This is a genomic window from Wolbachia endosymbiont of Nasonia oneida, assembly GCF_009012935.1.
Taxonomy (GTDB): domain Bacteria; phylum Pseudomonadota; class Alphaproteobacteria; order Rickettsiales; family Anaplasmataceae; genus Wolbachia; species Wolbachia pipientis.
The window spans coordinates 181691-197219 of record NZ_QESS01000002.1 but is presented as its reverse complement, the minus strand read 5'-3'; the positions used below and the strand labels follow the sequence as shown (position 1 = coordinate 197219).

Annotated in this window: 6 protein-coding genes; 3 read left to right on the top strand and 3 right to left on the bottom strand. The window is 35.7% G+C overall.

All coding sequences use genetic code 11. From position 1 onward, the window contains the following. Positions 1-734: WD_0033/WD_0034 family tandem repeat-containing protein (locus DEF52_RS01845; protein ID WP_458695303.1), on the top strand; the 734-nt coding region annotated here is incomplete at its 5' end. A gap of 636 nt (positions 735-1370) precedes the next feature. Here the strand turns inward: DEF52_RS01845 and purD are convergent. Together purD and serS are read right to left on the bottom strand one after the other, a co-directional pair. After that, a complete protein-coding gene (gene purD, locus DEF52_RS01835; protein ID WP_151807697.1) occupies positions 1371-2642 on the bottom strand; it encodes a phosphoribosylamine--glycine ligase in 1272 nt (423 codons plus the stop codon). 34 nt (positions 2643-2676) lie between these two features. Then, positions 2677-3954 carry a serine--tRNA ligase gene (gene serS, locus DEF52_RS01830; RefSeq protein ID WP_151807696.1) on the bottom strand — a complete coding sequence of 426 codons (1278 nt, stop codon included), beginning with the start codon at positions 3952-3954 and terminating at the stop codon, positions 2677-2679. A gap of 143 nt (positions 3955-4097) precedes the next feature. Between serS and DEF52_RS01825 the strand changes: the two genes are divergently transcribed. Continuing rightward, positions 4098-6020 (top strand): Ulp1 family isopeptidase, encoded by a 1923-nt coding sequence (locus tag DEF52_RS01825; protein WP_151807695.1) that lies wholly within the window; start codon positions 4098-4100, stop codon positions 6018-6020. Between the two features lie 5 nt (positions 6021-6025). After that, positions 6026-6988: a tRNA dihydrouridine synthase DusB gene (dusB, locus tag DEF52_RS01820; protein WP_012673040.1), complete on the top strand. Its 963-nt coding sequence runs from the start codon at positions 6026-6028 to the stop codon at positions 6986-6988. 6 nt (positions 6989-6994) lie between these two features. Here the strand turns inward: dusB and DEF52_RS01815 are convergent, their stop codons facing one another. Next, positions 6995-15508, bottom strand: a complete 8514-nt coding sequence (locus tag DEF52_RS01815) for a DNA-directed RNA polymerase subunit beta/beta' (RefSeq protein WP_151807694.1) — start codon at positions 15506-15508, stop codon at positions 6995-6997. Positions 15509-15529: the final 21 nt, after the last annotated feature.

The window sequence follows — 15529 nt, the reverse complement described above, 5'->3', positions numbered from 1 at the left end:
AAATGTTAAGAGTAGCTAAAGAAAACGGTATTCTGAAAGACATTCTTAACACAACAATAACCATAAAACATAAAAATAATCAAAAAGTAACTGATAAGTTACTTGCCGCATTACATGATCGCAAAGTTATTCAAAAAATTTTAGACATAGCTAGAGAAAATGATATTCTGAAAGACATTCTTAATGCAACAATAACTATAAAATATCCAGATAGTGAAGAAAAAATCTACACACTACTTACTTATACAATATCATGTAAAAGCAACGAAGCTTTTAATACAACAAGAGCTATAAATCAAGATGGTCAGGAAAAAACTCACATCCCATTTCCTACCCTTGATAAAAGAGAAACTGAATTAAAATTAAAAGAAAAAAGACAAAGTAGAAGAGATGAGGGATTAAATTTTAACAATGGTAGTAGTGACAAAAATGTTGAAATAAAAGTTAATGGGGATATCTTGTTGCAGCATAGTAGTGGAATTGAAAATGAAATAAATCATACTGCTGTACGTAATGATGTAAGGGGGGTAAAGCCTCTAATAGAAAGTAGAGTAAATGTTAAAGTACAGAATATAAATGCAGTGATTGCAACTTCTGTGACATTTAAAATGATTGCAACTTCTGTGACACTTGAGTTGGTAGCTAGTAAAATAACATGTGTACTGTCAAAACCCACCACTAAATTGGAAGAAGTAGCTATAACATATTTTCAAGGTTTAGCACTATATTTGTGAAACTTAATTTATATGTGCTAAACAAGATGCTGATTAGTTTTATAGCTAACCCAAGAAAGGTTTCCCTACGTCATACCGCCGCGGTATCTCTAGATCCCGCTAACAAATAGCGGGATGACGATTGTCGTTTAGCCATAAATATTTAAGAAATTTACCAAATGAAAAAAAAGGCAAAAGAAGCCCTGGGGTTATTATCTGCTTTAAAATATTGGCGTTTTTTATGTTTTAAACGCTTGACAAGCAAGATTTAGCTGCTTTTAATTGCAACTAACCTATGCTGCAAATGTTTAAGAAATTTACCAAGCAGAAAAAAAGACAAAGAATCCCCGAGTTAGCTAGTCTTTTACTATCTCTGTCGAGTATTGGCATTTTTTGATGTCTTGTAACGCTTTATAAGCGCGTTCAGCTTATTTAGATAAAAATCTAGATGTAGATGAAGTTTTGTAAAGACATACAGTATCTATATACTGCAAAAAATTGAACATAAGACGCCGATACATTAAGTAATCCTTACCTTTTAATCTGCAGATTGGCGAAAGCAAATACAATAGCTTCAGTTTCATGATAAGGGCGCTGGCGGAGTTTGTCAAGGAAGTTTTTCGTTTCTGTGAACCACCTGCTAACCGACAGCTAACATTAACTACCGATATCGTATCTGAAGAAGCCCCCTGGCCATTCTAAAAAATTTAATGCTGAGTACACCTTACTTTTGGCTTCCTCTATAGTGCTCCCTTCTGCTACTATATTTAGCACTCTTCCGCCATTGGAAACTAAGTTACCACTTTCATCGAATTTAGTACCAGCATGAAACACCAACACACCAGGAATGCTTTCAATCTTATCTAATCCTTTAATTACTTCTCCCTTTTGATAATCACCCGGATAGCCTTTACTTGCAACAACTACACAAACTGTAGATTTGTTGTTAAGTTCCACCATTTTGACATTTAACTTTCCTTCTGCAACTGACAACATCAATTTTAACAAATCGCAATTTGAATCAAATCTAGGTAATATAGATTGCGTTTCTGGATCACCGAATCTAACGTTATACTCGAGAAGTTTTGGGCTATCTTTGCAAATCATTAAACCAGCAAAGAGTACTCCTTTATAAGACGTACCCATGTTAACCAATGCTTGAGCTGTAGGGTATATTATTTTTTGGATAATTTTTTGCTCCATGTCCTTACTTATAATTGAAGGTGATGAGTACGACCCCATACCTCCAGTATTTTGGCTTTCATTACTTTCATCAACTCTCTTATAATCTTTTGCACACCCAAGAGTTACTACTTTCAACCCATCAATAAGAGCAAAAAAACTTACTTCTTCTCCAACTAAAAACTCTTCTATGATTATTTCTTCACCTGATTCACCAAATTTTTTCTCCACTAGCATTGAATTTATTGCTGAAAAAGCTTCGCTTTCTGTATTACATATAACCACCCCTTTTCCTGCTGCAATTCCATTTGCTTTCACTACAAGTGGAAACTTTATTTTATTGCTACGTACAAAATCTTTAGCTAACCCTTCATCAACAAAACACTCGTACTTGGCAGTTGGTATACCATATCGTTTACATAGTCCCTTGGTGAAAGACTTCGATCCCTCAAGTTTTGCAGTTGCTTGACTTGGAGCAAAAACATTTATTCCCTCTGCAACTAAATCATCAGCAAGCCCATCAATTATTGGTTGTTCTGGACCAATAACAACCAACTCTATATTTTCTCTCTTGCAAAATTGTGTAACATCCACTGAATTTTGAATATTTATATCCACAAGAACTCCCAAATTTCCCATGGCTGGGCGACCAGGAGTGACATATAATTCAGTTAAGATAGGAGATTTTTTTAGAGCCCAAAGTAGAGCGTGCTCACGCCCACCAGAACCTATAACCAGAACCTTCATCTTTATTTCCTCGCTTTTCTATATGTCAAAATTATTATTTGCTTATAACAGTATCATTACTCATGTATTTTTGCAACACGTTTGGTATTGCAATCGACCCGTCAGAATTTTGATAATTCTCCATTATGGCAATAATCGTTCTTCCTATAGCTAAAGCTGAGCCGTTTAAAGTGTGAACATATTTTTTTATCTTTTTATCAGTTTCTGAAGAGTATTTAGCGTTCATCCTTCTTGCTTGAAATGCACCACAATTTGAGCAGCTTGATATTTCTCTATATTTATTTTGCCCAGGTAACCATACCTCTATGTCATAAGTCCTTTGTGCAGCAAAACCCATATCGCCACTGCAAAGCAGCATTACTCTGTATGGCAATTCTAATTTTTTTAATATCTCTTCAGCAACACTCGTCATACGCTCAAGCTCATCATTTGATTGGTCTTCAGTTGTGATGCTTACCAACTCCACTTTACCAAATTGGTGTTGCCTTATCATGCCCCTGGTATCGCGACCTGCACTACCTGCTTCTTTACGAAAGCACTCCGAATATGCAGTAAAGCGAATAGGCAGTTCTTTTTCTTCCATTATTTTGTCAGCAACTAAATTTGTTAAAAACACTTCACTTGTGGGAATCAACCTCAATTCGTCGGTAGTTAAATACGAATCGTCAGAAAATTTCGGTAGCTGACCAACATTATACATAGCTTCGTTTTTCACCAAAGCCGGGTGGTACACCTCAGTATAGCCAAATTCATTAATATGCATTTCAAGCATACAATTTATTAGCGCTCGTCCAAGCTTAGCTAACTGTCCTTTTAATATCGTAAATCTTGATCCGGAAATTCTCGCCGCTTGTTCGAAGTCCATTAAACCTAACTTTTCCCCGAGCTCATAATGAGATTTTGCTGTAAAATCAAACTGTCTTTTTCCTCCATATCTTCTCACCTCTAAATTAGAGTTCTCATCTGCGCCTATTGGCACATCTTGCGCAGGAATATTCGGCAAGTTAGATAAAACATTCACTAACTTATCCTTTTCTGCTTGTTCTTTTAAGCTGATTGCCTCTATCTCATTTGTGATGCTTTTTGACAACTCTATTTGCTCTTCACAGGGGCTCTTGCTCATTTTAAGCTTTTTTATTTCCTCTGTGATTTCATTGCGCTGCCTATTCAAATCCTGCAGTTTAGTGGTTAATGATCTTTTCTCGTGATCGATTTCTAATATCTCTTCCGCAGTAGATTCTCTAATTCCCCTGCTTTTCATTGCCTTTTCAAATCCTTCAGGGTTTTTGCGTATATATTCTATATCGTGCATATATTGTGCTATTACTAACATTGTTACTGTACTCCAAAAGCTCTTAATATTCAATATATTCTCATACTACTAAAATTATTATAGTTGATTTTTTTGTTAGAATTTGTTAAAATTTAATTAACTTAGCGTTCATAGGGTGTAGTATGTTGGGTATTACAAAAAATAATCAGAAAGAGAGCACTGACTTTGCTGGTGAGGAATTCGTTATCTACGCTACTTGTGTATGCCTAGCAGCCACATTCGCTGCTGGCTGTTTAGGGGCGGTAATAGGATCCCCTCTATTGACCTTTCCACTTGCTATGCTCATCTCTAACCCCGTAGTTTGGGTTTTAATGGGAATAATTCTTACAGTAGCATACAAAATGGTTGTTGAACCTTTATTTTACTTAGCGAAGAACTATATTAATGGAAAAAGAGCTTCAAAGGGGGAAAAGAGTGAAGAAAAAGATACAGAACTACAAGATTTGCAAGGCAAGACTCCAGAAAAGCAAGCAAGACCGAAAACTCCTGATAGGGATAGTGGTATTTTTGACTGCAAAGAAAATAAGGATTCTTTTGTATATAAGACAAATAAAAAAGAAGATTATAAATTTTGGTTAAGTAATTTTGATATTGCAGAGATTGCAAAAAGTTACTATGGATGGATGCCATATCGTAAAAAAGGTCACAGGGAATTTTCCAAAGGAGTGTTCTTTTCTTGCCTCGATAATCTTACATCTTTTCTGGGGAACCGATTGCAAGAATATAAAGATAAAGTAAAAGGGGATAACAATTTAGTATTATCTTCAATTCTTAACTTAAATAACAATCATTGGGTAACATTGGTTATTTCTCATGATGAAAAGAGTAAAAAGTTTAGAGCATATTATTGCGATTCATTTGGTGAACCATTACCAGAAGAGGTATCAAGTGCGCTACAGAAAACTCTAGGAATAGACAATAGTAGTATTAGAAACTCAAAAGCTAAACAACAAGATGATAAGTATAATTGTGGAATATTTGCCTTAGAGAATGCTAAGAAAATTACAGATATGCTGAAAGCAGGCAAATCGTTTGATGAAATTGATGATCAGCTAAAATATGAACTTAGTTCAGAGCAATTAATAGAGAAGAGAAAAGAATTTGCAAAAGCGTTGAAAAAGGATGAACAAAGCAGGGCTGGCACGCCAAGCCCTGTATTAGGTGGTCCAGGAAATATAAGTCGTAAAGATAGCGGAGTAAGTTTAGATTCAGTAGAAAGTAAGCAAACAAAAATTGTTCAATATAATACTACAGGTGATGGCAACTGCTTTTTCCATGCGGTATTTGGTGATAATAGCTCTGGTCAATATAAAACTGAAAAAGCACAAGATATGAGAATGGAATGGCACAAATTTTTAAGTCAATTTAACTCTTTGAATGATCCAAGGATGCCTGAGTTATTGAAGGGACAGATGCAGAAAGTTTTTGGTGCATTCTTAGAAAATCCAAATCATTTGATTGGTATGTCGGACTCAATAAAAGATTTGGTTCAGCATACAAACAGACGGGTAGAGAAGATCAAAAAAAAGACTAATAAATTAATAAAAAAGTTATGTTGTCTTACAACATTAAAAGAAAATGAAGTTATAGGTGATTTAAGAAGCATTAGTGCTAGTAATCTCAATATTAGTGAAAGAAAATATGATAGAAATTATAATAGTGATACTGCAGCAAATTCTTTTCTCAATGGCAAATCCATTTATAGATCTTATCTAGAGGCAATCAGCAGCCAAAGTTACCATGTTTTCATAGAAGAAATTTCTATCTTAGCTTCGCTGGCTAATATTGAAATTGACGTCTACTATAAAAATAATGGTAATGATGTAAATACATTGTTTCTGCCAAATGCGGGAATGATAAATGAAGGTTATCAGCAGAACAACGAGCTATGGGGAAATAAAGAACAAGAAACGGTATACTTGGCACCTGGTCATTATGAGAGAGCTGAGATAGTAGAGGTAGAGCCTTCTCTTATGGAAAAAGTAAGTTCGGCTATACAAAGTGTTGTAACAGTATGTGTAAATGCGCTAGGTTTGAACACATAGAATATATGTCCCTACAAGTAGGAAATTTGACAATTGATTCTCCAGTTATTTTAGCTCCAATGTCTGGAGTGACTGATTATCCGTTTAGAAGTATTGTGAAGAAACTTGGTGCAAGTTTGTTAGTTTCAGAGATGATCGCAAGCAGAGCTATGATTATGCAAACTCGCCAGAGTTTGCAAAAAGCAAAAGTCGATGCATTAACTGCTGTGCAGCTTGCTGGGTGTGAGCCAGATGTTATGGCGGAGGCTGCAAAATTAAACGAGGACATGGGAGCAAAAATTATAGACATAAACTTTGGTTGCCCTGTTAAAAAAGTTGTAAACGGTTATGCAGGATCAGCGCTAATGCGTGATGAGAAAAAAGCCGCTGAGATAATTGAAGCTGTGGTCAAAGCAGTGAATATGCCAGTTACGGTGAAAATGCGCACTGGATGGAACGATGAAAATCGCAATGCCCCGAGACTTGCGAAAATTGCCGAAGACTTAGGAGCAAAAATGATCACTGTGCATGGAAGAACAAGAGCGCAGCTTTATAATGGTCAAGCAGATTGGAAATTCGTTAGAAATGTTAAAGAGCAAGTGAAAATTCCAGTTATAGTAAATGGCGATATTAAAAATTTAAATGATATTCAGAATGCTCTCAAAGAATCTGGAGCAGACGGAGTGATGATAGGTCGTGGTGCCTACGGTAAACCTTGGCTGATTAATCAAGCAATGAACTTTCTCAGTGGAAGTGAAACTTCTGAGCCAACAGCTTCAGAGAGATTAAGCATCATACTCGAGCATTACGACAATATTCTTGAGTACTATGGAAATGACACAGGAATAAAGATGGCCCGCAAACACATAGGTTGGTACAGTAGCGGGCTTCAAGGCTCATCTGAATTTCGTGTGAGAGTAAATAACATGACAGATAGCACAGAAGTGAAAGAAAATATTATTGGCTTTTTTGGTCAAGAGACACACTAGCTGTACTCAATTCGACTGATCGTATGCCACTACGCTCTCTTCCTCACCAGAGTGTAAATGACAACCATTATCCATCAACCATTCCTCGTCATAAGTTTCAATATCAAAATATTTTTCATATTTATCCACATTATCACAAAGTGAAAGTGCTCTGATCTTATTCATAATCAAACCTGTACCAGCAGGAATTAATCTTCCTACTATAACATTTTCTTTTAATCCACTTAAAGGATCACTCTTCCCGCAGAATGCTGCTTCTGTAAGTACTTTTGTTGTCTCTTGGAAAGAGGCAGCAGAAATAAAGGAGCTAGTTTCAAGACTTGCCCTAGTAATCCCCTGCAGAATAGGAAGATAATGAGTAGACCGTTTGCCAGAGTTACTCATAGCATCATTTTCCCTATCAACTTCCAGCTTGTCAATGCTTTCGCCAACCAAGTACATAGTATCACCAGGATCAGTAATTTCCACTTTTTGTAGCATTTGTTTTAAGATCACCTCTAAATGCTTATTGTCTATACGAACACCCTGCAATCTATAAACTTGCTGTATTTCAGAAATCATATAGTGCGCTAAAGCTTCTAACCCAAGCACACGTAAAATATCATGGAGATCAGGGTCACCATCCATCAATAGATCACCTTTACGTACAAAATCACCTTCATTGACTATTACATGCTTACTTCTTGATACCAAATATTCAACTGGAGAAATTTGTTCATCTACAGGTTTAATTAATATACTGCGTTTTCCTCTACGGTCTTTTTCAGAAAACGCTACATAGCCATCTATCTCACTAACAATAGCATGCTCTTTAGGACGACGTGCTTCAAATAACTCTATAACCCTCGGTAAACCACCAGTAATATCACGAGTTTTAACTGACTCTCTTGGTGTTCTTGTAATAACATCACCTGCATGAACCTTCTGGCCATCTTGTACATTGAGCACTGCACCGATTGGTATAAAATAACATGCTTCAACGCCACTTGCGAGTGTCATTACTTTACCATTATCGTCAAGCAGCACAATACGAGGACGTAAATTAGCTCCACCAGAATGCAATTTCCAGTCTTTTACTACTTTGCTTGATATTCCTGTAGATTCATCCATCACTTCAGTGATCGAAATTCCATCTTTTAAGTCCTGATAAGACACTGTACCAGTCTTCTCCGTGATAATAGGCAATGTATAAGGATCCCATTCCGCAACTTTATCGCCAATTTTTACTGACCCACTCTCATCTACATAAAGCTTAGCGCCGTAAGGTACACTGTGCTTCAACTTCTCACTACCAAGGCTATCAATCAACACGACTTCACAGGAACGGCTTATCACAATTTTATTTCCGTTTCTATCTATCATTATATTACTATTGTTTAACTTTATTTTAGCATTAATAGAAGCTATAATATTCGAGGATTCAACGCCTCTAGTCATTACTCCACCTATATGAAAAGTACGCATCGTTAACTGAGTACCTGGCTCTCCAACAGATTGAGCAGCTATAACACCAACTGCTTCACCTATTGAAACAATTTTACCAGTTGCAAGGTCTCTTCCATAACATAAAGAACATACACCAGGACTTATTTCACAAGTTAAAGGCGATCTAATTTTTACAACATCAAGACCTGCAATGCTGATTTGCTTTACTTTATCCTCATCAATTAATTCCCCTGCTTTTACTAATAATTCTTTTGTCACTGGGTTATATATATCATTTGCAGCTGTTCTACCCAGCACAACACTCTCTAGAGATGCAACTATAGTACTTCCTTCAACTGTAGCTCTCACAACAAGACCATTTTTTGTTTTACAGTCATGCTTTGTAACTATGCAATTTTGAGATACATCAACTAAACGACGAGTTAAGTATCCAGAGTTTGCAGTTTTAAGTGCAGTGTCAGCTAAACCTTTACGCGCACCGTGAGTAGAATTAAAGTATTCAAATACGTTCAATCCTTCACGGAAATTAGAAATTATAGGTGTTTCTATAATCTCACCAGAAGGTTTGGTCATGAGCCCTCGCATTCCTGCTAGCTGTTTCATCTGTGAAGTAGAACCCCTTGCACCAGAGTTAACCATCATATACACTGAGTTGTACTTACTATTTCCATCATATATAGATATTGCTTTTAACATATCATTAGCTATCATATCCGTACACTTAGACCATTCATCTATAACCTTGTTATACCTCTCACTTCTAGTTATTAGCCCATCTTGATATTGCATAGAGAATTTCTTAATTTCACCCCTCGCGTGATCAACATGTGTAGCTTTAGTTTCAGGTATAACCATATCACAACGACCAAAAGAGACACCAGAAAATGTGGCATACTCAAAGCCAAGTACCATTAATTTATCAGAAAATGCCACTGTAGCACTTTGACCACAGTTACGATATACTAAATCAACTATACCAGTTATTTCCTTGACTGTTAATATCTGATTTATTAGATCGAAGCCTAGATTCTCATACTTAGGAAAAATTTGCCATAATATTAAACGGCCAGGAGTTGTACAAACAGTTTTATAGTGAGTTTCACCGCTGCTATTAATATACTCCATCCTATACTTTATACTAGAATGAATATGTAAAGTACCATCACTCAAGGAATGCTCAACTTCACAAAAAGCACCAAAAGATGGTAAATTATCTTCCTTAGGTTCTTGTAAAGTCAGATAATATATACCAAGTACTATATCTTTACTAGGAACTATAATCGGTCTGCCATTAGAAGGACTTAAAACGTTATTAGTGGACATCATCAACACCCTAGCTTCAAGCTGAGCTTCCAATGAAATTGGCACATGCACTGCCATTTGATCACCATCAAAATCAGCATTAAACGCCGTACAGACAAGCGGATGAAGCTGTATTGCTTTGCCTTCAATAAGGATTGGCTCAAAAGCCTGAATACCAAGTCTATGTAGCGTAGGCGCTCTATTCAACAAAACAGGATGCTCTTTTATTACCTCTTCAAGCATATCCCAAACTTCTGGTTTTTCTGCTCTTATCAACTTACTAGCAAACTTAATAGTTGGAGCCATACCATACATCTTAAGCTTTGAGTAAACAAAAGGTTTGAATAGTTCAAGAGCCATTCTTTTTGGTAATCCACACTGATTTAGTTTCAAAGTTGGACCAACAACTATTACAGAACGTCCAGAGTAGTCTACCCTTTTTCCTAAGAGGTTCTGGCGAAAACGACCCTGTTTTCCTTTTAACATATCACTAATGGACTTTTTATATCCAACAGCACCAGCTTTATTTACCAAAGTATTACGACGACTATTATCAAAAAGAGAATCAACTGCTTCTTGTAACATCCTTTTTTCATTACGAATCATAATCTCAGGAGGATTTAAGCTCAACAATTTCCTCAACCTGTTATTTCTATTAATAATAGTCCTATAATGATGATTCAGATCAGAAACTGCAGGACGACCACTCTCAAGCGATACCAAAGGACGCAAATCAGGTGGTAAAATAGGTATAGTTGTAAGTATCATCCACTCAGGCCTATTTCCAGATTTAATGAAGTTTTCAACAATACGCAATCTCTTTATAATTTTCTTTCTTCTTATCTCAGAAGCAACAGATTCTAATTCTAGTCTTAAATCCTTCCTAATTTCATGTAAATCAAGGCGCGTTAGCAACTCTCTTATAGCTTCAACACCTTGCATAGCTACAAAACTATCGATCCCATAGCTATCTTTAGCTTCATTATAAGCTTTTTCACTAATAATCTCACCTTTTTCAAAAGGCGAAACAAGAGGATCTATTACGATATAATTATCGCTATATAAAATATTCTCAATATCTCTGAGAGACATATCCAATAATGCTCCAATTCTTGAAGGAAGCGATTTCAAAAACCATATATGAGCAACAGGAGATGCAAGCTCTATATGACCCATCCTTTCTCTTCTTACTTTAGAAGATGTAACTTCTACTCCGCATTTTTCGCATATGCGACCTCTGTGTCTTCTTTTTTTGTATTTTCCACATAAACATTCATCGTCATTGACAGGGCCAAAAACCTTAGGGCAAAATAATCCACCTTTCTCAACTTTGAACGTACGATAATTTGCAGTTGAAACATCTTCTATCTCACCACAAGATATACGCTTAATACTTTCAGGGCTAGCAATCGATATGCTAACCTCATTAAAAGGTTGTGCAATGTTAGTGTGAGATATATCTTCAATCACTACATCATTTTGCTTTAAATCTACATTTAAACATAAAGAACGTAGTTCTTTTATCATCACATTAAAGGATTCAGGAATTCCACATTCAAAATTACTGTCACCTTTTATTATCGATTCATAAATCTTAACTCTACCATTAATATCATCAGACTTCACAGTTAACATTTCCTGCAAAGTATAAGCAGCACCATAGGCTTGTAATGCCCAACATTCCATTTCACCAAAACGCTGACCACCAAAATGAGATTTTCCTCCAAGAGGTTGTTGAGTAACCAAACTATAAGGCCCTACTGAACGCGCATGAATTTTACCATCAACCAAGTGGTGCAACTTAAGCATGTACATGTAACCAACTGTAACCTTGCGGTCGAATTTTTCACCACTGCAACCGTCATATAATACAGCTTGTCCAGAGTTATCTAAACCAGCAAGTTCAAATAATTTTGCTATTTGTTCATCTTTTGGACCCTCAAATACAGGTGCAGCAACAGGAACGCCATCACGTAATTTGCGTGCAAATTCAATGAGATTATTATCACTAATATTACGAATATCATTACAGATAGATACGTTACTGCCATAGCTATAAACCTCAATCAGGAAGTTACGTAAATTGCTGTATGAACTTTTACAAGAGTTCAAATAGTTCTCTACTAACTCATTCAACTCGTCATTTAGTGCATTCTTATTAGGTGTATTTAAAACAGAAGCCGTTATTTCATCATCATCAATATTTTCAATTTTTTTATTATCAAGGTATGCTACTGCAAATTGTGTAAAATTATCATCGTTAAGGGACCTAATTCCCTTGCAAAAAGCACTTTTGATCTTATTGATCTCATCGAGAATATTACTTACCTTTTCCCCTAATTTTCTACAAGCCCAACCTACATGCGTTTCCAGTATTTGCCCTACATTCATTCGTGAAGGAACACCAAGAGGGTTAAGAATAATATCAACAGGAGTACCATCTTCCAAATAAGGCATATCTTCCACTGGCACAACTCGAGAAATCACACCTTTATTTCCATGTCTACCAGCCATTTTATCCCCTGGTTGCAGACTATGTTTCACAGCAATGAAAACTTTTACTGACATCGACACACCTTGAGGCAGGTCATAACCTTCATGTAATTTTTCTACTTTTCGCTTAAACTGTGCTATTGCATGTGATACTTTTTCATCAAAATCTTTTTTTAAGCTCTTAACTTGCTCAGAAATGGATTGGTTTTTTAATCCTATACCCCACCATTGCTCACGTTCAATAGAGTCAAATTTTTCTCGATCTTGAGAACCAGAATTAATAAGAAGTTTCTTCAGTTCATCATAGAAATATTCACTAGTAACATTGATTATATAATCTCGCTCTTCCTCAAAGTCATTTATCTCTTTTTGTTTGATGAGTAATGCCCTTTCATTTTCTTCAACCCCCCTGCGTGTAAAGACTTGTACATCAATTACTGTCCCTTCAACATCTGGAGATGTATATAAAGAGGAATCCGCACAATCGAATGACTTTTCACCAAAAATTGTCATTAATAACTTCGTTTCAGGAGGCAATGAAAGAGAAGGTTTAGGTGTAACTTTACCTACCAGAATATAGCCTGGACCAACTCTTGTACCAATTTTCACTATACCACTATCATCCAAGTGATATAGATTCTCTTCATTAACACCAGGTATAGCACGAGTTATTTTTTCTGATCCTAAAGGGGTATCATGTACAACACAGTCAAATTCTTCTATATGAATAGAAGTAAAGAGATCTTTTTTAACAACTTCACTAGAAATAATAATAGAGTCTTCAAAGTTATAACCTTGCCAAGACATAAAAGCGACTAGCAAATTTTTACCAAGTGCCAACTCACCACTGTTAATTGCAGGACCATCAGCTATTACATCACCCTTTTTAACATAATCACCTACACACACTAGCGGCCTTTGATTAATACAAGTATTATGGTTAGAACGCTGAAATTTCCTTAGATGATAAATATCTACGTCCAAGTAATTAACTCTTTCTTTATCAAAAGCACGTATAACTATAGAGTTACTATCAGAACTATCAACTATGCCATCGCGTTTTGCTAAAACTACAGCACCAGAGCCAGAAGCTACAAAAGACTCCATACCAGTAGCAACCAGAGGAGCGGTAGGCTTCAATAAAGGTACGGCCTGACGTTGCATATTTGAGCCCATTAATGCTCTATTAGCATCATCATTTTCTAAAAATGGAATCAAGGAAGCTGCAACTGATATTACCTGCTTAGGAGATACGTCAATGTAACTTACCTGATCACTACTTACCATAACGAAACTACCAGCATACCTACAGTATAGCATGTCATCAACAAAGCAATTATTTTCATCGAGCTTTACGCTAGTATCAGCTATATAATATAAACCTTCATCTATGGCAGACAGATACTCAATTTGATCAGTAACAACCCTATTAACTACTTTTCTATAAGGACTTTCAATAAAACCATATTTACTAATACGTGCGTATATAGCTAAGCTGTTGATTAACCCTATATTTTGCCCTTCAGGAGTCTCAATAGGGCAAATTCTTCCATAATGAGTTGGATGAACATCACGCACTTCGAATCCTGCCCGTTCTCTTGTTAAACCGCCAGGACCTAACGCGGACAACCTTCTTTTATGCGTTATTTCAGATAACGGATTAGTCTGATCCATAAATTGAGATAATTGAGAAGAATTGAAGAAATCTCTTAAGACATTAGTTAACACTTTTGGATTAATAAAATCAGATGGAGAAACTTTATCTAAACTAGAAGTGGACATAGAATCAACTATTGCGCGTTCCAATTTCAACAACCCAGTTCTAAATTGATTTTCTATAAACTCTCCAACTGATCTTACTCTTCTGTTTCCTAAATGATCAATATCATCTACAGATCCTTGGCCGTCACGTAACAATACTATTTTTTTTACAATTTCAATAATATCTTCATGTGTTAAAACAGTTAAATCCTCATCATAATTTAATCCAAGGTAAGAGTTAAGCTTCAACCTACCAATGTTAGACAAATCATAATATTCCGGACTGAAGAAAAGATTACGAAAAAACTCCTCTACTATCTCTAAAACAGGAACTTCACCAGGACGCAAAACTCTATATATTTCATATAGCGCATCCTGATAAGACATGTTTTCGTCTAAGAAAAGCGTATTTAATATATAAGGTCCAACAAACAAATTATCTATATTCAACACTGATATTTCATCTACAGATAATAACTCAAGCTTCTTTATGTCTTCCAGCTTTATAGATTCACCAGCAGATAAAATTTTCGTAGAGCTAGCACTATCCATTAAATCTTCTGCGAGGAATAAACCACATATAGAATTAAAAGGAACCAGATACTCTTTCAATTCATTATCATATAGCTTTTTAGCTAGTCTTGAGGTAATACGAACGTTAGCTTTAAGCAGCACATTACCTTCAATATCCATTAAGTCGAAAGGCAGCCTCACTCCTTTAAATTTATCAGGAACAAAAGGCACTTTCCAACCATCTTTATGTTTTACATACTTTATTTTCTCATAAAATCTATCGAGTATATCATTATTTGATAAACCCAACGCCTTTAATAAAACTGAGATTGGCAATTTTCTTTTTCTATCAACACGAAAATACAAATGGTCTTTAACATCAAATTCAATATCAAGCCAAGAACCCCTATAAGGAATAATTCTAGCAGAATAGATCAATTTACCAGAATTGTAAGTTTTTCCCTTATCGCTATCAAAGAATACACCAGGAGACCTATGCATTTGTGAGACGATAACTTTTTCCACACCATTAATGATGAAAGTGCCCTTATCAGTCATCATAGGCAACCCACAAAAGTGGACTTTCTGCTCTTCTATAGATTTTACAACGGTTGCAAGTTTAGAATGATCTCCACTCTCTTTAATCGATTTATATTCATCAAGAGAAATACCATCCTGCATAACAACAAGACGTATAGAAGCAATAACCTGAGCAGAAAAAGTTACACCACGCTTTATACACTCAGATTCATCATACTTAGGATCATCTACCCTACAACTTATAAACTCGATAGTAGCCCTGCGCAAAGGATCATTTATTGGAAAGATTGTATGAAAGATAACTTCAAGTCTTTCATTACCCTTATTCTTAGGAGTAAATGAATCATACGATTCTTTTTGAACCTTAACCAAATCCAATAAAGAATCTTTTAAATCAATCGACCTAGAATAAGAAACTCTAGGAACAAAAGCACCAGAAGCGTACATATAAGAAGAATCAACCATTAAAATACCCCAAACTAATTA